This is a genomic window from Vibrio sp. LaRot3, from assembly GCF_027587025.1.
Lineage (GTDB): Bacteria > Pseudomonadota > Gammaproteobacteria > Enterobacterales > Vibrionaceae > Vibrio.
In genome coordinates this window covers 1,135,182-1,160,814 of the sequence record NZ_JAPPTI010000001.1, presented here as the reverse complement: position 1 = coordinate 1,160,814, position 25,633 = coordinate 1,135,182, and the positions used below count along the sequence as shown (strand labels likewise).

The following is a 25,633-nucleotide window of genomic DNA, read 5'->3' as shown; positions in this document are numbered from 1 at the left end:
AAGGGGTTAAAAGTAAATATAGCCAGTGAGTTTAGCGGTTACTTCTTCTTCGCCCCAATGCAAATAGCTTACTTGGCTTCTTAGCGCCACATTGCGGTTCAAACTCCAATGCCAACTAGCCGTCGCTTTTGCATTTTGGTCTGCGTCAGAGTCGGCGAGAGCGAGGTATTGGCCTTCTAAACCGAGTCGATGATTATCACCAACTTGCATTACCACGCCCGCTTCGACACCTGCACCAAATGTTGCTTGGTAGCCAGTGAGCTCGCCGCCACTGATTTCAGCGGAGAGTAGGCCGTAAAAATGGAGTGATTGGGCATCGCCCCACGCTTTACCATAGCCGCCTTGGCCAAACCATCGGCTTGCCATCTTACCTTCGTTTGGCATGCGGTCGTAACCTACACGAGCATTCCACGCAAGACTATCGAAAACGCGATTGCTTGGGGCCAGTGCCATGGCGTCTATAAGATAAAGGCGGTCAAAGCGGCTTGTTCCTTCTTCATCAACACTGATTTGAGTATCGAGGAAGCTGATTTTAGCACCAGGAATAAAGCCTTGCTGTGAATCAAGCAGGTCATGATACGCGATGCGCCACTCTAAAGTCGCTTTGTCTTGGTAGTTATCACTGTATTGGTAACTTAGACCTGCGCGAGCTGAGGCATGGCCTTGCTCTGGAGAAACTTCGGGCTGTGGAACCGGTGAAAACGGCGAATCAACTTTTATTCGGCTGCGTTGGTAGAGTAGCTCTGTGAGTCTTTTCGCGGTTGGATCGCGTTCTAAGCCTAAGTCATAAAGTTCAAAGTTAAGCCATTCGTAGGCAAATTCCAAAATAGCAGCGCGCTGTTCTTCACTGTATTGTTCTGGTGATGGGAAATCACCTTGCTTTGCTGCAATCGCGGCATCAAATAGGGTTTGGTCGATTTCATTCGCTTGGTGCAACAAGCGTGTGCCAAATGATTCGCGATATTTTGGTGGTTCAATCAACCCTGCATTGCTTAGCGCTTCAACGGTATCTGACGGGATGGCATGCATTGGGAACTGGTCAACAAGCTGGATATCCTCACGTGCTAGCTCAAGTAGTCCAAGCAATTGATATGAACAGTTTTCATCTAGGAAGTAGTAGTCGAACTCAGCTTTTTGCATTTCCCATAAGTGCAGTAGCACTCGCTCAACCTCTTGTTCATTCAGTTTGAGTTTGTACTCCCAGATATCTCTCGATTCAATATCGTTGTACTCACGAACCTTTCGGTAGTACGGCATCACGGTGAAACGACCCGGGTAGCTACCAACGAGACCTTTGATGGCATACAGCGCAGCGTTGTCTTGAGTTTCCGGCTCCGCCGCAAAGTTAATCGCAAACGCTACCAACTCTTTGTGGCGAGTTTGATCTTTGGCGTCAATTCTAAGTAGGGAATGGCCAAACATCGATGAAGGGTTGTTCATAAACGCGGTCGGAAAAACGAGAGTCATTCCCTCTGGGTCAAGTACTTCACGCCATGTATCGAGCTCTTCACAGTTCAATTTAGCGATTCGGCCTTGTTTTGATTCCAACCAAGTGTAACGCGCAGGGAATTCACATCGTGCAACTTGAGCCAATGGCTCATCGGTTTGATATAGCGCCTCGATGGTGGCTTGAAGTTCTGCTTGAGGTGAAGTTTTGCCGTTTTCTGCAAGAAAGAAAGCTTCGCTATCAACGGTACTTTTATAGCTAGAAAGCGTTGCGGGTAGGTAATGACCAAGCTTAAGCCAATAGTTATCTTCGGCAAGCTGTTCGACATCAAACGAAGCAGCTTGAGCGAGTGAAGAGAGTGTCCAGCCGCAACTTAACAGTAGGGCTTTAGAGAGAGCAGAATAGTTCATTCAATTCCGTGAGTATCAGTGTGAATAGGCAAAAGTTTTAATAAATGAAAGCCATTGCCTATTGACGCTAAATCAGAACGAAAAAAGTGCCCTAAAAAGGGCACTTTCTTAATTGAACCGAAATTCAATTAGATCGCGTAACCAGCTAGTGTAGCGTCAGCTGCAACTAGGTTGTTTAGGTTTGCGAAAACTTCTTCAGAAGTTACGTTTTCAGACTTGAATACTTCAGCGAAGTTTTCTTGAGCTAGAGCGTTGAATGCTGCTTTGTCTGCTTCTTGTACGCCCCAAACTTCAGATAGAGTTGCAAGAGTCTCACCTTCGCCTTTAGCGATGTCGCGAGCTAGGTTATCGATGTTGCCGTCGATGAACATTGCAAGTTTTTCAGAAGACGTGATAGTACCGTTACCGTCACAGCCAAGAGTACCGAAAGTGATACCGAAAGTTTGGTTACCAGAAGTACCGTTAGTAGTAGCACCTAGTACTTTGAATACTTTGCCTGATTTACCATCAAAAACCATAGTACCTAGACCACAACCGATGTCTTGGTCAGCCATAGCAATGTTTGACATTGGAAGAGTTGCAGCTAGAGCAGCCACCGCTAGAAGCTTTTTCATAACATATCCTTAATTTATATTAAAACCAGCATAAACCTGCTGATATTTATAATTCGGCGTTTAAAAAACACCAAGCGCAAAAATAAATGAAAAGTGTTTCAGTTTCAATCCATCGGTTGAAATTAAACGAGTTGAATAATCACAAAATGAATGAAAACTTGTGATATCGTCTAACGTATTGATTAGTCGCATATTTGCAATTGACGCGTCAGAAGTGAAAATTAGTTCTTGCTAAACTTTGTGTTTCGGCACATATTCGGAGTAATGAAATTTTCATTTTTAGGTTAAACTAGGCAACTGAATTGTTATCTACCTAAACAGGTAGGTGCAGAGCCAAGCCAATTAATAAGTGTGGAGATACAAGTTTGATAAGTGTTTTCCTTGTAGATGATCACGAGCTGGTTCGCACAGGGATACGACGTATTATTGAAGACGTCCGTGGAATGAACGTGGCAGGGGAAGCTGAAAGCGGTGAAGATGCAGTAAAATGGTGTCGTAACAATCATGTTGACGTCATTTTGATGGATATGAATATGCCGGGTATCGGTGGCTTAGAAGCGACCAAAAAAATCCTGCGTTTCAATCCAGATGTAAAAATCATCGTTTTAACTGTTCATACGGAAAATCCGTTTCCAACTAAAGTGATGCAAGCTGGGGCTGCTGGTTATTTAACCAAAGGCGCTGGCCCTGACGAAATGGTCAATGCAATTCGTGTGGTGAATAGCGGCCAACGCTACATTTCACCTGAAATTGCTCAACAGATGGCGCTAAGCCAATTCTCTCCAGCATCGGAAAATCCATTTGCCGATCTGTCAGAGCGAGAGTTGCAGATCATGATGATGATAACCAAAGGCCAAAAGGTTACTGATATTTCAGAACAGCTAAGCCTGAGCCCGAAAACAGTGAACAGCTATCGCTATCGACTGTTTGCTAAGCTCGATATCAATGGTGATGTAGAACTGACGCACCTTGCTATCCGACATGGAATGCTAGATACCGAGACGTTATAGTGGGTTTGTCCTTTGACTCAACTGCTTTTTTAAAGACGGTAACCAACCAACCCGGCGTATATCGAATGTATAACGCCGAGTCGGTGGTTATTTATGTCGGTAAAGCAAAAGATCTTAAAAAGCGCCTTTCCAGTTACTTTCGTAGCAAAGTAGACAGTGAAAAGACCCGCGCGCTGGTCAGTAATATTGATAAGATTGATGTCACGGTAACTCATACCGAGACAGAAGCGCTCATCCTTGAACACAACTACATCAAGCAGTACTTGCCTAAGTACAATGTTCTGCTGCGTGATGATAAATCTTACCCCTACATCTTTGTCAGTGTTCACAAGCACCCGAGACTGTCGATGCACCGCGGCGCTAAACGTCGTAAAGGTGAGTATTTCGGGCCATATCCTGATTCCGGAGCGGTGCGAGAAACACTGCACTTGATTCAAAAAATCTTTCCTGTTCGTCAATGCGAAGACACGGTTTACAGCAATCGGACGCGTCCTTGTTTGATGTATCAGATTGGCCGTTGTGCAGGCCCGTGTGTCAGCAGCATTATTTCAGACGCTGAATACCAAGAGTTAGTGGATTATGTGCGCTTGTTCTTGCAAGGCAAAGATAAGCAAGTGTTAGAGACGCTAGTGCATAAGATGGAACAGGCGAGCCAGCAGCTGAAATTTGAGGATGCAGCGAAGTTTCGCGATCAAATTCAGGCCATCCGCCGTGTGCAAGAGCAGCAGTTTGTCTCAGAAGATAGCATGGACGATATGGATGTTCTGGGTTTTGCTCAAGAGAATGGCATCGCATGTATTCATATATTGATGATTCGCCAAGGCAAGGTGCTGGGCAGTCGCAGCCATTTTCCTAAAATTCCCAACAATACCACCTCGGAAGAGGTGTTCTATGCCTTCTTAAGCCAATACTATTTGAGCCATAACGAAGCGAGAACTGTGCCGACCCGTATTATCTTAAATTCGGGCTTGCTGGATGACACAGGATCGCTGCAAGAAGCGCTCAGCTCTATTGCAGGGCGAAAGGTACATTTCCATGTGAATCCTACCGGAACAAGAGGCCGCTACTTAAAGCTTTCTAATACCAATGCCCTGACAGCGATTACGACCAAGATTAATCATAAGATGACCATCTCTCAGCGCTTTAAAGAGCTGACGGAATTGTTGGCGATGGACTCGATCAATCGGATGGAATGTTTTGATATCTCTCATACCATGGGCGAAAGTACCATTGCGTCTTGTGTGGTGTTTAATCAGGAAGGGCCAGTAAGGCAAGAGTATCGACGTTACAACATCACTGGCATTACTGGTGGTGATGATTATGCTGCGATGGGGCAGGCGTTAGAGCGTCGTTACTCCAAGCAGTTGGATGTTGATAAGATCCCAGACATCGTGTTTATCGATGGCGGTAAAGGGCAGTTGAACCGCGCACACGAGATCATCACTCAATATTGGGGGGATTGGCCGAAGCGTCCTCGTTTGATTGGTATTGCCAAAGGTGTGACTCGCAAACCAGGTTTGGAAACTTTGATTACCACTGACGGTGATGAGTTTAATTTGCCAAGTGATGCGCCAGCGCTGCATTTGATGCAACATATCCGTGATGAAAGCCATAATCACGCCATTGCTGGACATCGAGCGAAACGCGGAAAAACGCGTAGAACCAGTGCAATAGAAGGCATTGAAGGTATAGGGCCAAAACGCAGACAAGCGCTATTGAAATATATGGGCGGATTGCAAGAGCTAAAACGTGCGACTGTTGAAGAAATCGCCAAAGTACCTGGTATCTCTCGATCTTTGGCAGAAAACATTTATCAAGCATTGAAACAATAGAAAAAATCCCGCACCATAAGGGCCTGTTTTTAGGCAGCAAACAGTGCATACGCAAACAATAAGAGCCAAATAACTATGCGTTTCAATATCCCAAACATTCTTTCACTACTCCGACTGTTCTTAATCCCAGTTTTTGTTGTGGTTTTTTATCTCCCTTACAGCTGGGCTCCGTTTGCAGCGGCAATGGTGTTTTGGGTAGCAGGCTTTACCGATTGGTTAGATGGTATGCTTGCGCGCAAGCTTGGCCAAACCTCGCGTTTTGGTGCGTTTATCGACCCTGTGGCTGATAAAGTGCTGGTGGCAACGGCTCTGATTCTAATTACCGAACATTACCACTCTATCTGGATTACTATTCCTGCGGTGACCATGATTGGCCGTGAGATCATCATTTCAGCATTGCGTGAATGGATGGCAGAAATTGGTAAACGCGCAAGTGTGGCGGTCTCATGGGTTGGTAAATTTAAAACGTTGGCACAGATGTTTGCACTGTGGGTGCTGATCTGGCGTTATGACGATTGGATGATTTGGGTAGGTTATGGTGCGCTTTATATCGCAACGGTACTGACTTACTGGTCAATGGCTCAATACCTGATGGCAGCCAAAGATGATTTACTAAGCGAAGAGCACCAATAAACCCTTAACGTTTCGTCGGTTCTATTGGGTTTCCAATAAAAAGACCTGCTGTTTCAGCAGGTCTTTTTTTTGTTTGAAGCAACGTGTGATTAACTCGCCGTGGTCGTTCCTTGAGAGGTAAAGATCTTTTCATTTAATCGTTCGAGCGTCAGCGGTTTTGCAAAAAAGTAGCCTTGTAATAAGTCGGCGTCTAATTGCTTGAGTTTATCGAGGTGCTGCTGGGTTTCGACACCTTCAATTGTAACTCGCAAGCCCAGTTGATGCCCCATCAATAAAATGGTCGAAACGAAATTGAGTTGAGTGTCATCATTAACGATATCAGCCACGAACGAGCGGTCAATTTTAATCTCATCAACGGGTAAGCGCTGTAATAGGGATAATGATGAAAAGCCAGTGCCAAAATCGTCTAAAGACAGGTAAGCACCGGCTGCTTTTAACTCTTCTAGCGCCAATAGACAACGAGAAAAGTCGGATATCGCCGCTGTTTCAGTGACTTCAAAGCAGAACTTTCTCACGTTTAACTTATGGTGGTTGATAATGCTTAACACATCGCTGGCAAAGTTCTCTTGGATAAGTTGTTTGGCGCTGATGTTAACTGAGATGTGCTTCATCGCTTTTAAGCTTGCTGAGGCTTTTATATCGTCACAAATCTTGTGTAATAGATAGTGGCCTAAGTCATTAATTAATTGGCTTCGTTCTGCTATTTCAATAAAGCGAGTAGGAGGGATATACCCCAGTTGAGGGGAATGCCATCTTGCTAGCGCTTCTACCCCCTCGAACTTATTACTGGTTGGGTTGTATAGCGGTTGGTAGTTAAGCTCGATTTCATCATTGCTAATAGCTCGCTTCAGGTGATGTTCAATGGTGGCTTCATCAACTAATGCACTTTCTTCTTGATGGTTAAAGCATACCGGAGACGCATTCCCTTGACGTTTGGCTTGATACATCGCCATATCCGCGCGCTTAATTAAATCTTCAGCGGATTCCGCATCGAGAGGGTACATTGCGATACCGATACTGCCTTGTGCGGTGATTTCAATATTGTCGCACACCATAGGTTTGGCGATGGTGCGCAAAATATCGTTAGCAAGTTGGATTGCACTTTCGTGTTCTGCCACATCGCAGAAAAACAAAAACTCATCGCCACCAAGGCGTGCAAGCTGGTGATTTTCTCCTAGATAGCTTTGCAACTCTTTCGCCACATGAACCAGCAACGCATCCCCAACATGGTGACCAAAGGAGTCGTTAATCATTTTAAAGCGATTGAGGTCCATCATCATGACCGCACGCGGGTAAGTAGGGTGTTGTTCAATGTGTTGGCTGATATTTTCTATGATCATCCTACGGTTTGCGGCTCCGGTCAGCGCGTCGTAGTAAGCCATGCGATGTATCTTTTCTTGGCTATTCATCTGCTCGGTAATATCGCTGATCGAGCCGATGATTCGCACTGGCGACCCGTTCGCTTCATAAACGGCGGAGCCACTTGCTTTAACCCAAATGTAGCGGCCACTGTTTTTGCGTAATCTAAACTCGACTTTGAACGGGTGATGATCGGTAAGATGCCCTTGGATGCTCTCTTCAATGCTAGAAAGGTCTTCAGGGTGGATAAGTTCCACAAGTTGGCGTAAACCGAAGACAGACGTAGTTTTTGATGATGTATCGCCGATTATTGATAACATGCGAGCATTCAAACGAAACTGTTTCGTCTTTAAATCCCATTCCCAAATGCCATCGTTAGAGCTGTTCGATACCACTTCAAGTTGCTGCAATAGCTGTTGTGACTTCTGCTCTTTTTGATTGCTGGTGGAGACCAGTTCATCACGTTCAATAAACAGCGCCAACATATCTAGATAATTGTTAAACGTATCTTGCGGAATGATCTTATGTTGCTGGGATACGCGATCAATTACCGCGACCAATTTCCATCGATTTTTTTGACCGGTGGCGATAGGCAAAATGGTCGCCACATAGTGCGGACAACCTTGGAGGAATGGGAACTCTTCAATTCTGTCGTTAAGCCCTGAATCTTTCGGAATAGGTGTTGGCTGAGTCATACCCGCTTCAGCCCAGCTTTCAATACAATAATCCTCGTTATTGGACGAGGCTAAACAAGCCCAGTCTAATCGACTGCCGTAGAGGCTTTTCGCATCTAGTATGGCGTTAAAGCCACCTTTGGCTTGCGAGTAAAAATTGTCGAAGATTTCCGAAGTCGAGGTTTGTGTACTTTGCGATATAGCAGAGCGAATTGAATGGGTTGCTTCTGCATCATCCTTTGCCTGATTGCCACATGAGCTGCGGCGGATGATTTTTTGTGGTTGGATATAAATTTGAGAAGAAAAAGCGACGCCATTAATACGAGATACAGCGCGGTTGAAAACATGGGAGGTCAATGCTTCTAGCTGCTGATCAACCGTCGTTAGACTAGGGGAAGTATGTTTGCCTGCGAAGATGTTATCTATCCCCACCACGGCGATATCTTCTGGCACTCGGAACCCTAAGTGTGTGAGCTGCTCAATCATGCCTAATGCATTGTGGTCGGTCGCACAGATGATGGCGCTACATGGTTGATTACGTTGCTGAAAAAGGACAGCGCCGTCTCGTCCACCCGCAAGATAGCAATTGTGTACCGAAAACAGCAACTCAGGATCAAATGGCTCAGTGATTTGATTACGGTATGAGTTATAGCGCTCTCTGATGTCATTGACATTGAGGTCGCCACAAAATCCTATCTTTTGATGGCCTTGCTCGGTGAGCCACTGGTAAAGCTCGGCGACACCTTGAGTTTGGTCGCTATAAAATTGCTCAACGGGGAGAGGGTTGTAGCTTGCTCCCATCGAGAACACGGGAATATCTTGTTTTATGGCTTGCTCAACAAGCCGATGGGTGGCGGAGTGGAGTACGACGATAAGTGCATCGATATGGGCGAGGGACACATTGAGTGCAAAGTCTCTTTTGTCGCCGGAGCGAATAAAAATAAGATTAACTTCATGTTCGCTGGCAAGTTTGCGTAAGGTTACGTTTATCTCACCCATGTAAAAGCCACTTAACATTGGCATTATAATGCCGATCGTTGGTCTGTAATCGTTTCGTTGATTTCTCATAACTTGAATACCAATCGAGCTCCCCGCAAGCATTACGTTTTGGAGCTCCATTTTAAAGGCGATTGAATAACATTGCATCGAATCTGTAAACTCGCTCACGAAGCGCGCGTGGCCAGTAGAATGGCAAAAGAGTGTGTTCAACAGTAATCGGCTTGTATTTTTGCGATTTGATGACTAAGAAAAGTACAAATTAAAGCGCCTTTGAACGTAATTTGCTCAAACGATTAGAAAAATTAAAATTAGTGTTGACTCGTTAGTTCGAATCCGTAGAATGCATCCCGTACCCAAGAGGAACGCGATAAACGTTCTGGGATACGAAGGCGCCTTGGCAGAGTGGCTATGCAGCGGATTGCAAATCCGTGGACCTCGGTTCGACTCCGGGAGGCGCCTCCATTTTGCGACACTAGCTCAGTTGGTAGAGCGCAACCTTGCCAAGGTTGAGGTCACGAGTTCGAACCTCGTGTGTCGCTCCAAATTAAAAGATAGCGATTAACCAAAATCGATATCTAGATGGTGTTTTACTTACTTCAGTAAAGGCCTCACAAATTTAGATTTGTGTGCCCTGGTGGTGGAATTGGTAGACACAAGGGATTTAAAATCCCTCGACGTTCGCGTTGTGCCGGTTCAAGTCCGGCCCGGGGCACCATCTAAACCTTACATTGCGACACTAGCTCAGTTGGTAGAGCGCAACCTTGCCAAGGTTGAGGTCACGAGTTCGAACCTCGTGTGTCGCTCCAAACAGAAAGCCTCGACTAACGTCGGGGCTTTTTTGTGTCTCTTTAGCGTCATGATCTCCTATTTCAGTAGCACTTTTTATGACAACTCTCACAGCATGATTAAGCGCTAAACAGCGAATAGTTAAGCAGATTCATTTAAAGTTAGCGCCATTTTAGCGAGGAAACTAATGAAACAGCGCGCTATTTTTATGATTCAGCACACACGCTTAAGAGTCGCTGTCGCTTCCCAAGCAAAAACAATACTAATCCCCCATAGAATCGAATAAGATCAATTTTGCAATAGATGTAAATCTTTATTTCAATTAGATAAACATCAATAAAATATTAATGACATTTGGCATTTCAGCGTGCATTGATAGGTTGAGAATGAAAGCACTGTCGATTTTTATCGTAATTCAGGCTCTTTTCCTTTCTCCAAGTTTAAGAGCTGAGTCACTTGCAAGTTATCCAGTTGGTTGGGAATCATGGACTGTGGTGAAAGAAACCATGAATTACCCAGCGGATACCGTTTTGCCTGCAGACGCTTCACTCTTTTTTCAACAAACCGTTCAAGCATACAGTTGGATTAATGATGGGCAGGGCTCTCCTGTCACCATTCGAGTCAACCCTGAGAAGTTGGATGAGTTTCTTACCCAAGGGCCATACAGTGACGGTCCAACCGCGGTGGCTTTTACTGAACTGCCCGGCATTTTATGGGTAACAGAGCATATCGGCGGCGAAGCTATTTATGGCAGTTACAATATTAAAGGCGAGGATATAAGCCATTCTCATCCCACCTTAAAACCCAGTTATTGCCAGAGTTGTCATAGCACTTATAAGGATATTTGTGTGAACGGAATATGTACTGACCTAGATCGAGTTGGAGTGAAGTAGGTAGAAGGTAAGCACAAATGATCAATGTCGTAAAAAGGCTGAGTATTAATCAGATGCTGTTGGTTTCGCATCTGTTATTGGCGTTGCTGATCATTAGTGGTCTCAGTATGGCGCGTTTTGATAGCGAATGGCATCGCCAAATCGACTATTCTGCGTCACTCGCAAAGCAATCTCTCCACCCTCACGTAAACACGTTCTCTACTGCTGTTTCAGGTATTAATTACGCCAACTTAACCATGCCACAAACCATTGAAGCGTTAGCTGTGGTAGATGATATCTTATTTGTCGATATTCAAGGCACGTCAGATTATTCCGGTCAATCCGTCCATGTTCGCTACTTGCCGATTGATAAAGAAGTATGGCGCGCTGATGTTGAACCACAAGAAATTGCCTCCGCACAACAGCGTGTGGAAAAACTGACGGCGTTGCTGAAAGAAGTCGAAAGCTTCAACACCATTAAAACCCGTAAACTGAGTTATTTACTCAACAAAGCACAAGCTGAGTACCAAGCACTGACACAAAGCTACAGCCAAGAAAAAACAGCCACTGTTAAATGGCAAAAGCCAACCTCAACGGATGACAATTACTTCTTACAAGAGCAAGGATATTTACTCCATGTGCTGCTTCCACTGAGAAATAAAAATGGTGGCGAGTTATGGGCGGTGATTGATGCCAGTAAGCTTGCCGATATAAAGCTTACTCTGATGAAAGATATTGTCTTCGAAGCCTTGCTGGCGGTGGTGCTTTCAGTCGCCGTGGTATTGTGGGCAACTCATTGGGTAGTCGCGCCGTTGAAAAACCTAGCTAAGAGTATGAGTGGTGAAGAGACCTACAGCAATATTAAGGATTTACCGGAACTGACACGTTCTGATGAAATTGGCCAATTGGCACAGGCATATAAAGGACTGCTGCTTAAAATAGATCGACAAATGAATTCTCTGCGGGCGAAATCGGATGCGGATCCACTGACTGGGCTAGGTTCGCGATACAAATACGCACGTACCTCTCAGCCTTATATCAAAAACAACGTTTTACAAGGTAAATACGTCGGCTTGATGATTATCGATATCGATAATTTTAAAGCATTTAACGATATTTACGGCCACATGCAAGGGGATGCGGCTTTGGCAACGGTCGCTTGCCATGTTCAAAAAGCGCTGACTAACGTCGATATGGCCTTTCGCTACGGCGGCGAGGAATTTGTGGTGTTATGTGCGCGTCATGATCGTAATGAACTAGAGCGCGTTGGTGAGTTGGTTAGAAGAGCGATTGAAGACTTGAATGTTGAGCATGTAGGTAACGGCCAACACGGGAAAATAACCATATCGATCGGTGGAGCATTAGCTCAGAAAGAGGCGTTAGGTAAGGAAGAAAGCACTTATGAGCATTTAGTCGAGTCACTGTTCGCAACTGCGGACAAAGCGCTTTATGAGTGTAAAAGCGCTGGCCGCAATCGCGTGGCATGGGCGAGTGTCTTTAGTGCTGATCTCGCTGTCGAACCTGCTTAAATTACAGCGTGATCAAACGGTAGATTTTGCCACTGTCTGAACTGAAATAGATCTCACCATCTTTAGATACTTCAATGTCTCTAATTCGTTCGCCTAACTGTTGCAAAATGCGTTGTTCAGAAATGATGTTACCTTGATCATCTAGCTTAACCACATTGATGTGCGCAAGTTTTAGTGCGCCGATTAATAAAGCGTTGTTGAGCCTTTTGTGCTTGTCATGACGATATATAGCGAGAGACCCGGGCGCGATGGAAGGTATATAGACTTTCAGCGGAGAGACAATGCCTTGTTTTTCTTTCGCTTCTCCAACTGCAATAGGCCCCCAATATTCTTTGCCGTGCGATGTAATTGGCCAGCCATAATTCTTTCCTTTGTCGATGATGTTAATTTCATCGCCACCTCTTGGACCATGCTCGACCGACCATAATCTATCTAATCGCTTGTCAAATATAAGTCCCTGCGGATTCCTGTGACCATAACTCCAAATGGCTGCTTGAGCGTTGGGTTTTGTTATAAATGGGTTATCACTTGGAACTGTACCGTCAGGGTTTAATCTGATGATGCTGCCCGCGTGAGTGGTTAGGTCTTGCCCGTTGTCGCGTTCAGCGCGATCCCCTATGGAGAAGTAGAGATATTTGTCATCAAAAGCGATTCGGCTGCCAAAGTGGCGACCAGACGTTGAGCCAGATTGTGCAGTAAATAAAACCGTGATTTCACTTAGAGAATCTTCATTTAGCGTGGCTTGCGCCAGCGTGGTTTCAATGGCTCCATTCGAACGCTTTGAATACGTGAAATACACTTTTTTGGGGGCGAAAGGGGAAAGCGCGATATCTAAAAGACCACCTTGCCCAGTAACCGCGACATCAGGTAGTTGATAAATAGGCTGGTAACGCTTGTCTGATATGTAAAGTATGCCTATTTGCCCATTACGTTCACTGACGAGCATTCTATTTTGATCAATCAGTGTTAGCCCCCATGGGACATTGAGACCGGAGTAGATGGCTTCTGCGTTCCAGTTATCCGCTTTTAAGTGATTGACCGTATTGGCATATACAATGCTGGGTGTCGTTGCGAGTAAAACAATGAGTAGTAGCCGATGAAGTTGAGCCATAAATATCATCCTTGTTGGTTTTCTTGATGTATAGCTTAGCAAAATGCTCTGTCGGGATAATTATTCACTGTTTTTATAAAATAGCTTGATCTGTTCAATTGATGAGCTATTATGACGAAGTGTCAAAAATGACGAGTCGTCATAAAAACGAGTTCGGAGCGTGTTTCGAATCGTGTTACAATATAATGGTTAGGGAGTAACTTAAGACATAGGCTTGGTAGAACATGTGTAGCTGTAAAAATGGGAAAAGCGAAGGCTGTATATTGGGATTAACCAAGAAACAGCAAGCCATTGCAGATAGAGAGATAGAGCTCATATTGCTGGCTAAGTCTCTTGTTCAAGAGCAAGGCTTCGGTAACTTGACGATGGATAAGCTCACCGCGATGAGCCCTTATTCTAAAGGTACTATCTACAATCATTTTTGCAGCAAAGAAGATGTGATCATAGCGTTATGCATTCATTCACTGAGAACCGAGTCGTTGCTATTTGCTCGTTCGGCTGAATTTGAAGGCAGTTCGCGTGAACGAGTGATTGCGATGCACGTAAGCTATCGTATTTATGCTCGAATGGAGCCTGTGCTATCTACGTGCGCTATTATGGCTAAGAGCCCATGGGTACTAGAAAAAGCTTCCCCAGAGAGAGTCAAAGAACTGAATGAGTTGGAAGAGCAACTTATTGATTACGCAGACGACCTGATCAATCGTGCTGTCGAATCAGGAGATTTAAAATTCTCTCCTGGTATTGGTTCTGACTCTATCGTCTTTGCCAACTGGTCAATTGCATTTGGTTCAAATGCTTTAGCCCAGAACGCATCAAACAGCCGTTGTATTAAGCGCATTCAAGATCCGTTTTCTGTATTACACAATGCCAATATGTTGCTCGATGGTCTCGATTGGAAACCACTGTCTACCGAGTGGGACTACCGTAAAACATGGCAACGTGTTGAAACAGAACTCTTCAATGATGAAATCGAATATTTACACTCAGTTGGACGTTAATCGCTTAAGCGAGATGGATACGTTCTAACGAGTAGATAATGAGGTCGGGCTGTTTATCTTCGACCTTTTATTTTGCCATTCGGTGACGATTCGTCAGTTTTTGATGCAGCTTCCTTGTTTGCTAGGAAGCTGATCGAGTTTATTCAAAATCCAGCGAATTGCTGGATTCTAAATAAACATAATTGACGAAGCGTCACAAATGGAGAGTGTGATGAACGCAACCAATCCCAATTCAAACGCATGGTTTACTTGGCCTACTCGATTCACCTGGTGGGTAGTTACGGCCATGATAGGCTTGATAGTTGCAGCGACCATAGGCGGTAAAAACCTCTATTTTCGAGGTGATTACGACATCTTTTTTGATGGTCAGAATAAGCAGTTAATGGCCTTTGATGAAATCCAAACGACTTTTGCTAAATCCGACAATTTATCCATTATCATTGCGCCTAAAGATCGCAATGTATTCACTGAAAGCACTTTAACGCTGATTCAGCAGTTCACTTATGATGCATGGCAAGTGCCGTATGCGAGCCGAGTGGATTCTCTAGCAAACTACCAGCATACCGAAGCGGAACAAGATGATTTATTAGTTGAAGATCTCCTGTTCGAAGATTATCCGCTGACGCCAGAGCGTATTGAACGAGCGAAAAATATCGCCCTCAACGAACCGGTTATTGTTGATTCTATGATCTCCAAAGCGGGTGATGTTTCGGTGATCAACATTACTGTGCAACTTCCTGAAATCGACAAAACAGCGGAAACCATCGAGGCAGTCGCTTATACCGACCAACTGATAGAAAAATATCAGCAGCTTTATCCTCAAGTAGAGTTCCATAAGGCGGGCATCATTGCTCTGAACGATGCATTCATGGTGGCAGCACAAGAAGACAGTGCGACGTTAGTACCCAGTATGCTGCTGGTGATATTGGTGTTCTTAACCATCATGTTGCGCTCGTTTGTCAGCGTAGTCGCCACGCTGATTGTTATCATCACATCGGTTAGCTCCACATTGGGGCTGTCTGGCTGGGCAGGAATGTTCTTAAGTACCGCAACGGTCAATATTCCTACCTTGGTAATGACACTGGCTGTGGCCGATTGCGTGCATGTTATTGCGACTATGCGTCAACGTATGCAGCATGGTGATAGCAAGGTTCATGCAATCAACCATAGTGTTGCGATTAATGCGATGCCGATATTGATTACCTCAGTGACCACCGCGATTGGTTTCTTGATGATGAACATGTCAGATTCTCCGGTGCTACGTGATTTTGGTAACTTAGCAGCATTGGGAGTCATGATTGCCTGCTTGTTGTCAGTTACCTTACTCCCAGCGCTGCTTAAGATTTTACCTATACGCGTTAAACCATATGCGCAGGGCAAAGATGAACCTCGTACCTTTATGGATGGCTTGGGTGATCTTGTTGTTGCAAATCGAAAACTGCTATTGCCTGTATCGGCATTGGTGATTGTTGCAACGGCAGCATTAATCCCTCTTAACAAAGTGAATGACGAGTCGGTCAAATACTTCGATCAACGTAGCGAGTTCCGTCAAGCCGCTGACTTTATGGAGGAGCGAATCAGCGGGATGACAAATATCAGCATTGCGATAAAGACTGCTGAATCGCAAGGCATTTCAGACCCAACGTTCCTCAGTACTTTGAATAGCTTTAGTGATTGGCTTCGTGACCAGCCTGAAACTGACCATGTTGCGACACTGTCAGACGTGTATAAACGTCTAAACAAAAATATGCACGGGGATGATGAAAGTTACTACCGTTTGCCACAAGACAGAGAGCTAGCCGCACAATATCTGTTGCTGTATGAGATGTCCTTACCGTTTGGTTTGGATTTGAACAACCAGATTAACGTTGATAAGTCATCTGTGAAGTTGGTTTTAACCACGGATAATTTAGGTAGTGTCGAGCTGGTCGATTTAGAGAACCGTATTTACGCTTGGTTTGCTACTCATGCCCCTCAATACGAAGTGGTTGCGTCGAGCCCGACCTTAATGTTTGCTCACATCGGTGAGACCAACATGGCGAGTATGCTTTCTACCTTGCCAATCACTTTAGTACTGATCTCCGCTTTAATGATTTTCTCTTTGCGTTCACTGCGTCTCGGCGTGATCAGCTTAATGCCTAATGTCGCTCCAGCCATCATAGGTTTTGGGTTGTGGGCGTTATTGTCGGGTGAAATTAACCTTGGCTTATCGGTAGTGGTGACTCTGACACTCGGTATCGTTGTGGATGACTCAGTGCACTTTCTATCGAAATATCAACGCGCTCGCAAGATGGGGCAGGATGCGGAACAAGCCGTTCGCTACGCTTTTCACACCGTAGGTCGAGCTTTATGGATTACCACGGTGGTGCTCGTAGCAGGCTTTAGCGTGCTGGCTATGTCTACCTTCCGCCTCAATGCCGATATGGGATTACTCAGTGCCATTGTTATTTTTATTGCCTTGGTAGTGGACTTTGTATTCCTACCTGCGTTGCTGATGAAGTTTGATAAGAAAAGCTACCCGCAACCTTCGCAGCAATCGACACCTCAAGTAGAACCTTACCCCACTCAACATGCTGACTCGCGCGCTTAAGCGAGAGTTTGAAAAGGACGACACACTATGAAATTTACAATTAAATCAATCGTAAACAGTTTAGCGCTAGCATCGCTACTCACTATTACAACAAGCTTTAATGCTATCGCAGATGCACAGCGAGGCTTAGAAATCGCCCAAGAACGTAAAGTGAGAGACCAAGGTTGGGGTGACTCGGTCGCAACAATGGAGATGATTTTGCGCAATGCTTCAGGAGAAAGCAGCACTCGTTTAATGCGTTTGAAGTCGCTAGAAGTTAATGATGATGGTGATAAAGGGCTGACCATTTTTGACGAACCTAGGGATGTGAAAGGCACGGCATTTTTAAACCACTCTCATGTGGTGGATGCTGATGATCAATGGCTCTATTTACCTGCGTTAAAACGAGTAAAGCGTATTTCATCGCGTAATAAATCGGGCCCTTTTATGGGCAGTGAATTTTCGTATGAAGATCTCAGCTCATTTGAGCTAGAAAAGTACAGCTTCAATTTGGTCAATCAAGAGCAGTTTGAAGGACAGGATGTTTACGTGTTGGAGCAGGTTCCTACGGATAAGTATTCTGGCTATACCAAGCAGATGGTATGGCTCGACACGGAGCATTATCGTCCGCTTAAAATCGAATTTTATGATCGTAGAGGCGCATTACTGAAAACGTTAGCGTTCAACGATTATCAGCTGTACCTCGATAAATATTGGCGTGCTCATAAGATGAAGATGGTCAATCATCAGTCGGGTAAAAGTACCGAGCTTAATACCAGTGATTTAGCTTTTCAGACTGGCCTTGAAGATAAAGATTTTCAAAAGAATATCTTGAAGCGTGTGAAATAGGTGAAAGGTATGGTGAAAAACAGTATTAAGGTTGGCGCAATGAGCGCTAGCCTTCTTATCGCCAGTGGTTTATCGGTTCCCGCATGGGCAATGGATATCGCTGGGCAGGTCAATCTAGAACATCGACAGTTTTTCCAACAAGGCCTGCAAGGACAAGATGAATATCAAACATCACTTGTCGTTGAGCCTGAGTTTTACTGGGAGTTACAGGAAGGAGGCGCAAGTTTTACTTTTAGGCCGTTTTTTCGTTTAGACAGTCTCGATGAAGAGCGTACACACGGTGACATTCGTGAGGCGCTGTATTTAACCTATTGGGATGATTACGAACTAAGAGCTGGGATTGGTAAGGTCTTCTGGGGAGTGACCGAATCAGCCCATTTGGTGGATGTAGTTAACCAAACCGATGAAGTGGAATCTGTCGATGGTGAGCAGAAGCTAGGTCAACCCATGGTGCATTTTACCAGCATCAAAGAGTGGGGCACCGTTGATGCGTTATTGACGCCCTATTTTCGTGAGCGAAACTTTGCTGGTGTTGATGGGCGATTAAGGCCGCCGACCGCGGTGACGGGCGAGGCGAAGTACGAATCGAGCCGAGAGCAAAAGCATGTGGATTTCGCACTGCGTTACAGCGTGATGCTGGATGATTGGGATGTAGGGCTGAGTTATTTTCAGGGGACGAATCGAGATCCCTATTATCAATTCAATGGCCAAGAACTTAGCCCATTTTATGCGCAGGCAAAACAAGTGGGGCTTGATGTCCAAGGTATTGCTGGCGATTGGTTGTGGAAGCTAGAGTCTATTTACCGAGATAGCCTAGATCATCACACTGCCTTGGTTGCCGGTTTTGAATACACTTGGGTTGGCGCACTTGATTCTGTGTGGGATGTCGGGTGGATAGCTGAATATCTGTACGATAGCCGCGGGGTCAATGCTCAGGGCATAGGGCAAAATGATATTTTTGTCGGAACCCGATTAGCGTTCAATGATGAAGATGGCACAGAGATACTGTTTGGTATTACCCAAGATTTGGATAACAGCGATGTGTACAACGGCAAGTTGGAAGCGTCGAGTCGATTAACCAACCAACTTAAATGGCGTGTTGACGCATGGCTATTTGAAAATGAAACACCATCAGATTTACTTTACTTCGGCAGAAAAGATGATTTTATCCAAGTCGCTCTGGAGTTCTATTTTTAATCGATAGTGACCAATTTGTTTAGCGAATAACCGCAAGGCGAGGAGGCTTTGCGGTTTATGAAACGTTTTGTGCATAAGCCCCATGAAATAGAAGGTTTTTTAAGTTAGTGTGGAAGTCATAAATAATAATTATTAATTGGCTACGGCGTATCGCTGTCAGTACTCAAAGAGGTACTCGATGAACTCATTCGTTTGGGATAGCTGTTACGAAACTGGTATTGGACTGGTGGACGAACAGCATCAGGTCTTGGTTGATATCATTAACCGCTATGGAGCATTAGTAAAAGAAAACAGTATTTCCCTTCAAGATATACGCACTATTTTGTTTGAGCTGTCACGTTATTCTGAGTTCCACTTTCGGGAAGAAGAAAACTTGATGCGTGATAAGGGCATTTACTCTGAACATCTCGATAAACACATTAAGGTTCACCGAGCGTTTATGACTGAGATCTTCAGTATGCAAGCGTTTATCAGTGAAGAGAATAAACAAGCGTCTGAGTTGCTGCTCAACTTCCTCATCCATTGGTTGGCTTACCATATCTTGGGTATCGATAAGAATATGTCGCGCCAAGTTGAGAAGATAGATCGCGGGGTTGACCCTAAGCTCGCTTATGAACAAGAAGAAAAAGCCCAAGACAATAGTACAGGGCCGCTTGTGAATGCCCTTACCGGTTTGTTCGATCAAGTTTCAGAGCGCAATAAAGCCTTGCTTGAGCTAAACCAACGTTTAGAAGAGATGGTTGAAGAACGTACTCATCAATTATTAAAAGCCAATAAGCAGTTGGAAGAACTTTCTTTAACCGATTCTTTGACTCAGTTGCCCAATCGACGCTGCGCGATGCGTCAGTTGAGACATTTTTGGCAACTAGCGGAAGAGAAAAATGAACCTTTAGTCGCGATTATGATTGATGTTGACCATTTTAAAGAGGTTAACGATAGTGCTGGTCATGATGCAGGTGACCTAGTGTTACAAGAAATCGCGCAGATGCTCAAAGATCATTTTAGAAACGATGATGTGGTGTGCCGGTTAGGCGGCGATGAATTTTTCGTTATTTGCCCAAACACTGATCAAGCGGGTGGGGTGCATATTGCTAGTAAAGCACAGGAAAACATAGCGCAAGTACAACTTGATCTGGGTAAAGCGTTTTGGCAAGGAAGTATTAGCGTGGGAATTGCAGAGCGAAGTGATGATATGGACAGTTTCCATGATCTGATTAAGCTTGCGGATAACGCGGTATATCAAGCCAAATCGAGTGGCCGCAACCGCGTATCTGCGTGGCTTAGCGTTGAGTAATAACGTTAGATGAAGAGTAAGGGCTAGATCAATCTAGCTCTTTTAACATCCACACATCACAACCACCATGTTCCGTTTCTGCTAGCGGAGCACTGAGATGTTCAAAACCGAGTTTTTCATACAGAGCAATGGCCGCGGTCATTGATGCGAGTGTATCTAAATAACACTGGGTAAATCCTTGCTGCTTGGCAAATTCAAAGCACTGCTCGCTGAGCTTTCTTCCCAAACCGTGTCCACGACCTTGTGGTAATAAAAATAACTTTTTCAGTTCACAGATGCTGTTTGACCCAGCAAAAGGGGCCAGCCCACAACCACCGACGATTTCTCCATTTACCGAGGCCACCAGATAGAGGCTTTTGTTTGACAGCGTGTAATGATGGCTCATCGCTTCAACTTCTATGTCTGACGGGCCAAATCCTTCGCCAACGGCGCCAAACTCCTCACCTACAGCTTTGATTATTTGGCAGATTTCATGGTCATGTTGGGCTTCAATCGGAGTGATAACCAGCGACATAATTGCTTCCTTAATTGCTCTATTTCACACTGGATATGGGTACAAAACTGCGGACAATCAACATTAGAGCCGAATTTTTACACAAAGGCGGTGAGAATACAGATTTCAGATTGGATTTAGACACGGCATTCGTTACTATGTAAGGCTATTTGAAGACCCAAGATCCCGTATGGGACGCTTATGGACACTACCACTTATGCTAAGGCCAACCTTAGACATAGGTAGATGAGGAAACGATGCAACATCTAGAAGAGATCATTGCTAATGCGAACGCAGCAATCGAAGCTGCAGATTCGCTAGTCGCACTTGATGAAGTGCGTGTTCAGTATCTAGGTAAAAAAGGTGAGCTAACGGCTCAACTTCAAAGCCTAGGTAAACTGCCACCAGAAGAGCGCCGCAGTGCTGGTCAAGAGATCAACAAAGCGAAAGGCGTTGTTCAACAAGCTATCGCAGCTCGTAAAGACGCACTACAAAGTGCTGAACTAGAAGCTAAGCTAGCGGCAGAAACTATCGACGTAACATTACCAGGTCGTCGTATCGAAAACGGCGGTTTGCACCCAGTTACGCGCACTGTTGAGCGTATTGAACAGTTCTTTGGTGAACTAGGCTTTAACACTGAGTCTGGCCCAGAGATCGAAGATGCATTCCATAACTTTGATGCGTTGAACATTGCGGAAGATCACCCAGCTCGTACTGACCACGATACTTTCTTCTTTAACCCAGATTTGATGCTTCGTACTCACACGTCTGGCGTTCAGATTCGTACAATGGAAAATGGCAAACCACCATTCCGTTTCATCGCACCTGGCCGTGTTTACCGTAACGACTACGACCAAACGCATACGCCAATGTTCCACCAAGTGGAAGGTATGCTAGTTGACGAAAACGTAAACTTCGCACAGCTAAAAGGCATCCTGCATGACTTCCTATGTAACTTCTTTGAAGAAGAAGTGGAAGTGCGTTTCCGTCCATCTTACTTCCCATTCACAGAGCCTTCAGCAGAAGTAGACGTGAAAGGTAAAAACGGTAAGTGGCTAGAGGTATTAGGCTGTGGCATGGTTCACCCTAACGTACTTCGCTCTGTAGGCATTGACCCAGAGAAATACTCAGGTTTCGCATTCGGTATGGGTGTAGAGCGTCTGACTATGCTGCGTTACGGCGTAAACGATCTACGTGCGTTCTTCGAGAACGATCTTCGTTTCCTAAAACAGTTCAAGTAATCCAGAGGCAAATCCTATGAAATTCAGCGAATCATGGCTTCGTGAGTGGGTTAACCCTGCGGTATCTACTGACGAACTGACACACCAAATCACTATGGCTGGCCTAGAGGTAGACGACGTTCTTCCTGTAGCTGGCTCTTTCACTGGCGTTAAAGTGGGTAAAGTTGTCGAATGTGGCCAACACCCAGACGCAGACAAGCTACGCGTAACAAAAGTAGATGTTGGTGCTGAAGAGCTACTAGACATCGTTTGTGGCGCATCTAACTGTCGTCTTGGCATCAAAGTAGCGGTTGCTACGGTTGGTGCTGTACTGCCAGGTGACTTCAAAATTAAAAAAGCGAAACTACGTGGTCAACCATCTCACGGCATGCTTTGTTCATTCACTGAACTAGGCATCGACGTAGAATCTGATGGCATCATGGAACTAGCAGAAGACGCAGTAATCGGTACCGATTTCCGTGAATTCCTAGGTCTTGATGACGTAACCGTAGACGTAGACTTAACAGCAAACCGCGCTGACTGTTTCAGCATTCGTGGTCTAGCTCGTGAAGTTGGCGTATTAAACCGTGCTGACGTAACAGAGCCATCTGTAGAAGCGGTTGCTGCATCAATCGAAGATACTGTATCTATCGAAGTGAAAGCACCTGCGGCATGTCCACGTTACCTAGGTCGTGTAGTTAAGAACGTAAACGTTCAAGCTGAAACACCACTATGGATGCAAGAAAAACTGCGCCGCTGTGGTATCCGCTCTATCGACCCTGTAGTCGACATCACTAACTACGTTCTTCTAGAGCAAGGCCAACCAATGCACGCATTCGATCTCGCTAAGATTGAAGGCGGTATTGTGGTTCGTATGGCTGAACAAGGCGAGAAACTCACTCTTCTTGATGGTAACGAAGCTGAGCTAAATGCAGATACTCTTGTTGTAGCTGACCACAACAAAGCACTAGCAATCGCTGGTATCTTTGGTGGTGAAGAGTCTGGTGTAACGACTGAGACTAAAGACGTGCTACTTGAGTGTGCATTCTTCGCACCTGACCACATCCGTGGCCGTGCGCGTAGCTACGGTATGCACACTGATTCTTCAATGCGTTTTGAGCGTGGTGTGGACTTCGCACTACAAGCAAGCGCAATGGAGCGTGCAACTCAGCTGCTTGTTGAGATCTGTGGTGGTGAAGTTGCTCCAGTGGTTGGCGTTGAGTCAGAAGCTGAACTTCCAAAAGCAAACAAAGTATCACTGCGCCGCACTAAGCTAGATAACCTACTAGGTCACCACATCGCAGATGCTGATGTGGTTGAAATCCTAGAGCGTCTAGGCCTAACTGTTGAAACAACAGCAGAAGGTTGGGCAGCAGTTGCACCGACATGGCGTTTCGATATCGCAATCGAGCAAGATCTGATTGAAGAAGTGGGTCGAATCTACGGTTACGACAACATTCCAAACCAGAACCCTGCTGCTGCACTTAAGATGCACAACCACGTAGAAGCGGATCTGCCACTTAAGCGTGTTCGTAACCTACTGGTTGACCGTGGTTACCAAGAAGCAATTACGTACAGCTTCGTTGAGCCAGAGCAGCAAAAACTGGTTGTTCCAGGTGTTGAGCCATTAATCTTGCCATTCCCAATTTCTGCGGATATGTCAGCAATGCGCATAGGCCTAATCCAAGGTCTATTAAACACTGTGGTTCACAACCAGAAGCGTCAACAGCCACGCGTTCGTCTATTTGAATACGGCCTACGTTTCATCCCATGTGAATCTGCTGAAAACGGCATGCGCCAAGAGCCTATGCTTGCTGGTGTTATCGCTGGTACTCGTAGCGAAGAGCACTGGGACATTGAAACCAACACCGTTGACTTCTTTGATCTTAAAGGCGACCTAGAGGCTGTTCTTGAGTTATCTGCTAACGAAAAAGCATACTCTTTTGCTGCACTAACAGCAGAAGACAAAGCGGCGAACCCAGCACTTCACCCAGGCCAATCAGCAGCAATCATCTTTGATGGCAAGCAGGTAGGTGTGATTGGTACTGTTCACCCAGAACTAGAGCGTAAGTTTGGTCTAAACGGCCGTACTATCGTATTCGAAGTAGAATGGTCTGCAATCAACACTAAAGTGATTCCAGAAGCGGTACAGCTTTCTAAGTTCCCATCAAACCGTCGTGACATCGCGGTAGTTGTTGACGAAGCAGTAGCTTCTGGCGACATCGTTGCTGCATGTCTAGAGCAAGGTGGTGAGTTCCTGAAAGATGCGAAACTGTTCGACGTTTACGTAGGTAAGGGCGTTGAAGAAGGTAAGAAGAGCCTAGCAATCGCACTGACGTTACAGTCAGTTGAGCGTACGCTAGAAGATGCAGACATCGCTGGTGCGGTTGATGCAATCGTTGCTCACGTATCTGAGAAGTTCGGTGCGTCACTGCGTGACTAATCACTTCTGATTAGATAGAAAACCAAAGGCCTCGCATTGCGAGGCCTTTTTGTTTGGAGTAAATAAGGAGTAGCGGCTAACTCGTAATTGAACAGAACCTTGTCAGTTACATTGATAAATTAGCGAATAACTACAGGTATGGTCATTTAACACTTCGTATAGTTTTGATAATACAGTTCAGATTGTGAATATTCGATGTTCTACAATATTCACTAATCTTCTTCTCTAATTAGCCTTTTGGTTATTCGAAGGTTAACTATACTTACATTAAGGTCAAACATTGATTATTTGTTCACCTTTGCTTATTGCAAGCGCATAGGAAACATTTCGTCTGTACTCTTTCTATAACTATCGACTAAATCCACTAGCAGTTTGGCTGCATGATCATTTAATGCGTCTATATCTTCTAGCAGTTCTGTTGGTGTACCTGATATCAACGTGTTGTAGATGTAGAAATGGTAGTCAACTCTCGTTGTAGTTTCGTTGGAACGCTGAATTACCGCATCGATTTTTAAATTAAGAAATGCTTCGTACAGTACAACACACTGTCCATTGTCCAGTTTTTGTGTGAACAGGTGCACCCTGAACCCACCGTAATCATACTGGTTGTACCCTTTAGAAATAATCCGCGACCAATGCTCGTTTCTATCAATAACTTCCAAGCCGTCGATAGAATCTAATCCATGTTGCTTCACCGCGACCATTACCTTTGCATCCAATTGAGGTTCAGACAATAACGAAGAAAGGCATGTCGAACCGTGATGATAACTGACAATGTGAATGGTTTTTAGAGAGCCTACCAATGGGCTTGCGCCGACAATACTATCGTCGGCACAGGTTTGCGATGCTATGACTAAGTTCAAGGTTATAGTAAATATACTGAGTAACGTTCTTGTTTTTATCATTACCAAGTGAGCATCTCCATTATATATCTAAGATCGATTTTTACTTCAGGATAGCAGTGAGCCATTGCATTTTATTAGTCATAAATAAAGCAATTCTCATCACATCCTTTTGCATGCCAAAATGTTTATTACTGAACATTCTGTTTATATAGTATTGTGAGCTATCGTACCGTTCGTAGTCTTTTCCGTATCTATGTTTTTATTACGTTGCTATCGTACATTATGAAAATCAATCAATATAATGCTATTTTATGAATCGAAAGAGATATTCGTGAGAAACCTACGAAAAATATCCGTATAGCAGTCATACACATGGATTAAATTAATTTGGTCTCTTCTATAACGTTTGAAGGACTCCGTTCGGCGGAGCTATGAAGCAATGGGGCAGA

Annotated in this window: 18 protein-coding genes and 4 tRNA genes; 16 read left to right on the top strand and 6 right to left on the bottom strand. The window is 44.8% G+C overall.

From position 1 onward, the window contains the following. Positions 1-6: 6 nt before the first annotated feature. Together OH461_RS05290 and OH461_RS05285 are read right to left on the bottom strand one after the other, a co-directional pair. Positions 7-1,857, bottom strand: a complete 1,851-nt coding sequence (locus OH461_RS05290; RefSeq protein ID WP_270019559.1) for an Lnb N-terminal periplasmic domain-containing protein — start codon at positions 1,855-1,857, stop codon at positions 7-9. A 128-nt stretch (positions 1,858-1,985) separates the two neighbouring features. Then, positions 1,986-2,471, bottom strand: coding sequence for a DUF3015 domain-containing protein (locus OH461_RS05285; RefSeq protein ID WP_270019558.1), 486 nt, complete (start codon positions 2,469-2,471; stop codon positions 1,986-1,988). A gap of 365 nt (positions 2,472-2,836) precedes the next feature. Between OH461_RS05285 and uvrY the strand changes: the two genes are divergently transcribed. The 3 genes from uvrY (at position 2,837) to pgsA (ending at position 5,946) form a co-directional block, all read left to right on the top strand. After that, positions 2,837-3,481 carry a UvrY/SirA/GacA family response regulator transcription factor gene (uvrY, locus tag OH461_RS05280; protein ID WP_260259201.1) on the top strand — a complete coding sequence of 215 codons (645 nt, stop codon included), beginning with the start codon at positions 2,837-2,839 and terminating at the stop codon, positions 3,479-3,481. Beyond that, positions 3,481-5,313: an excinuclease ABC subunit UvrC gene (uvrC, locus tag OH461_RS05275; protein ID WP_270019557.1), complete on the top strand. Its 1,833-nt coding sequence runs from the start codon at positions 3,481-3,483 to the stop codon at positions 5,311-5,313. Before uvrY ends, uvrC begins: the two co-directional genes overlap by 1 nt. Positions 5,314-5,388: 75 nt before the next feature. Beyond that, the gene (gene pgsA / locus OH461_RS05270; protein WP_270019556.1) at positions 5,389-5,946 is read left to right on the top strand and encodes a CDP-diacylglycerol--glycerol-3-phosphate 3-phosphatidyltransferase; all 558 of its coding nucleotides are present in this window, start codon (positions 5,389-5,391) and stop codon (positions 5,944-5,946) included. Positions 5,947-6,035: 89 nt separating this feature from the next. Here pgsA and OH461_RS05265 read toward each other — a convergent pair whose 3' ends face one another. After that, complete coding sequence (locus OH461_RS05265; RefSeq protein WP_270019555.1) at positions 6,036-9,047, bottom strand: EAL domain-containing protein; 3,012 nt, start codon at positions 9,045-9,047, stop codon at positions 6,036-6,038. Between the two features lie 319 nt (positions 9,048-9,366). Between OH461_RS05265 and OH461_RS05260 the strand changes: the two genes are divergently transcribed. The 6 genes from OH461_RS05260 to OH461_RS05235 all read left to right on the top strand — a co-directional run bounded on the left by OH461_RS05260 (position 9,367) and on the right by OH461_RS05235 (position 12,165). Beyond that, positions 9,367-9,440, top strand: a tRNA-Cys gene (locus OH461_RS05260). A gap of 4 nt (positions 9,441-9,444) precedes the next feature. Then, positions 9,445-9,520 (top strand) — tRNA-Gly (locus tag OH461_RS05255). An 86-nt stretch (positions 9,521-9,606) separates the two neighbouring features. Further along, positions 9,607-9,693, top strand: a tRNA-Leu gene (locus tag OH461_RS05250). A gap of 15 nt (positions 9,694-9,708) precedes the next feature. Further along, a tRNA-Gly gene (locus tag OH461_RS05245) sits at positions 9,709-9,784 on the top strand. Between the two features lie 366 nt (positions 9,785-10,150). Beyond that, complete coding sequence (locus OH461_RS05240; RefSeq protein ID WP_270019554.1) at positions 10,151-10,657, top strand: hypothetical protein; 507 nt, start codon at positions 10,151-10,153, stop codon at positions 10,655-10,657. Between the two features lie 17 nt (positions 10,658-10,674). Continuing rightward, positions 10,675-12,165: a GGDEF domain-containing protein gene (locus OH461_RS05235; protein ID WP_270019553.1), complete on the top strand. Its 1,491-nt coding sequence runs from the start codon at positions 10,675-10,677 to the stop codon at positions 12,163-12,165. 1 nt (position 12,166) lies between these two features. On the opposite strand, the gene OH461_RS05230 is transcribed toward OH461_RS05235, so the two are convergent. Then, positions 12,167-13,276, bottom strand: coding sequence for a PQQ-dependent sugar dehydrogenase (locus OH461_RS05230; protein WP_270019552.1), 1,110 nt, complete (start codon positions 13,274-13,276; stop codon positions 12,167-12,169). Positions 13,277-13,500: 224 nt separating this feature from the next. Here OH461_RS05230 and OH461_RS05225 point away from each other — a divergent pair, with 224 nt between their 5' ends. The 5 genes from OH461_RS05225 to OH461_RS05205 all read left to right on the top strand — a co-directional run bounded on the left by OH461_RS05225 (position 13,501) and on the right by OH461_RS05205 (position 20,183). Then, a complete protein-coding gene (locus tag OH461_RS05225) occupies positions 13,501-14,274 on the top strand; it encodes a TetR/AcrR family transcriptional regulator (protein WP_270019551.1) in 774 nt (257 codons plus the stop codon). Positions 14,275-14,485: 211 nt separating this feature from the next. Continuing rightward, positions 14,486-16,864, top strand: coding sequence for an efflux RND transporter permease subunit (locus tag OH461_RS05220; protein ID WP_270019550.1), 2,379 nt, complete (start codon positions 14,486-14,488; stop codon positions 16,862-16,864). Between the two features lie 27 nt (positions 16,865-16,891). Continuing rightward, a complete protein-coding gene (locus OH461_RS05215) occupies positions 16,892-17,692 on the top strand; it encodes an outer membrane lipoprotein-sorting protein (RefSeq protein ID WP_270019549.1) in 801 nt (266 codons plus the stop codon). Between the two features lie 9 nt (positions 17,693-17,701). Then, positions 17,702-18,889 carry a hypothetical protein gene (locus OH461_RS05210; RefSeq protein WP_270019548.1) on the top strand — a complete coding sequence of 396 codons (1,188 nt, stop codon included), beginning with the start codon at positions 17,702-17,704 and terminating at the stop codon, positions 18,887-18,889. A gap of 178 nt (positions 18,890-19,067) precedes the next feature. Then, positions 19,068-20,183 (top strand): GGDEF domain-containing protein, encoded by a 1,116-nt coding sequence (locus OH461_RS05205; RefSeq protein WP_270019547.1) that lies wholly within the window; start codon positions 19,068-19,070, stop codon positions 20,181-20,183. A 28-nt stretch (positions 20,184-20,211) separates the two neighbouring features. Here the strand turns inward: OH461_RS05205 and OH461_RS05200 are convergent, their stop codons facing one another. After that, a complete protein-coding gene (locus tag OH461_RS05200; protein WP_270019546.1) occupies positions 20,212-20,697 on the bottom strand; it encodes a GNAT family N-acetyltransferase in 486 nt (161 codons plus the stop codon). Positions 20,698-20,933: 236 nt separating this feature from the next. On the opposite strand from OH461_RS05200, the gene pheS reads away from it, so the two are divergent. After that, positions 20,934-21,917, top strand: a complete 984-nt coding sequence (gene pheS, locus OH461_RS05195; protein ID WP_260259188.1) for a phenylalanine--tRNA ligase subunit alpha — start codon at positions 20,934-20,936, stop codon at positions 21,915-21,917. Positions 21,918-21,933: 16 nt separating this feature from the next. Next, a complete protein-coding gene (gene pheT, locus OH461_RS05190; RefSeq protein WP_270019545.1) occupies positions 21,934-24,339 on the top strand; it encodes a phenylalanine--tRNA ligase subunit beta in 2,406 nt (801 codons plus the stop codon). Positions 24,340-24,641: 302 nt separating this feature from the next. Here the strand turns inward: pheT and OH461_RS05185 are convergent, their stop codons facing one another. Next, a complete protein-coding gene (locus OH461_RS05185; protein WP_270019544.1) occupies positions 24,642-25,202 on the bottom strand; it encodes a hypothetical protein in 561 nt (186 codons plus the stop codon). Positions 25,203-25,633 lie beyond the last annotated feature (431 nt).

Bases quoted from the DNA above. Each gene is read 5' to 3' on its own strand.
- OH461_RS05290 (WP_270019559.1), bottom strand. From the start codon at position 1,857: ATGAACTATTCTGCTCTCTCTAAAGCCCTACTGTTAAGTTGCGGCTGG.
- OH461_RS05285 (WP_270019558.1), bottom strand. From the start codon at position 2,471: ATGAAAAAGCTTCTAGCGGTGGCTGCTCTAGCTGCAACTCTTCCAATG.
- pgsA (WP_270019556.1), top strand. From the start codon at position 5,389: ATGCGTTTCAATATCCCAAACATTCTTTCACTACTCCGACTGTTCTTA.
- OH461_RS05265 (WP_270019555.1), bottom strand. From the start codon at position 9,047: ATGAGAAATCAACGAAACGATTACAGACCAACGATCGGCATTATAATG.
- OH461_RS05240 (WP_270019554.1), top strand. From the start codon at position 10,151: ATGAAAGCACTGTCGATTTTTATCGTAATTCAGGCTCTTTTCCTTTCT.
- OH461_RS05235 (WP_270019553.1), top strand. From the start codon at position 10,675: ATGATCAATGTCGTAAAAAGGCTGAGTATTAATCAGATGCTGTTGGTT.
- OH461_RS05230 (WP_270019552.1), bottom strand. From the start codon at position 13,276: ATGGCTCAACTTCATCGGCTACTACTCATTGTTTTACTCGCAACGACA.
- OH461_RS05225 (WP_270019551.1), top strand. From the start codon at position 13,501: ATGTGTAGCTGTAAAAATGGGAAAAGCGAAGGCTGTATATTGGGATTA.
- OH461_RS05220 (WP_270019550.1), top strand. From the start codon at position 14,486: ATGAACGCAACCAATCCCAATTCAAACGCATGGTTTACTTGGCCTACT.
- OH461_RS05215 (WP_270019549.1), top strand. From the start codon at position 16,892: ATGAAATTTACAATTAAATCAATCGTAAACAGTTTAGCGCTAGCATCG.
- OH461_RS05210 (WP_270019548.1), top strand. From the start codon at position 17,702: ATGGTGAAAAACAGTATTAAGGTTGGCGCAATGAGCGCTAGCCTTCTT.
- OH461_RS05205 (WP_270019547.1), top strand. From the start codon at position 19,068: ATGAACTCATTCGTTTGGGATAGCTGTTACGAAACTGGTATTGGACTG.
- OH461_RS05200 (WP_270019546.1), bottom strand. From the start codon at position 20,697: ATGTCGCTGGTTATCACTCCGATTGAAGCCCAACATGACCATGAAATC.
- pheS (WP_260259188.1), top strand. From the start codon at position 20,934: ATGCAACATCTAGAAGAGATCATTGCTAATGCGAACGCAGCAATCGAA.
- pheT (WP_270019545.1), top strand. From the start codon at position 21,934: ATGAAATTCAGCGAATCATGGCTTCGTGAGTGGGTTAACCCTGCGGTA.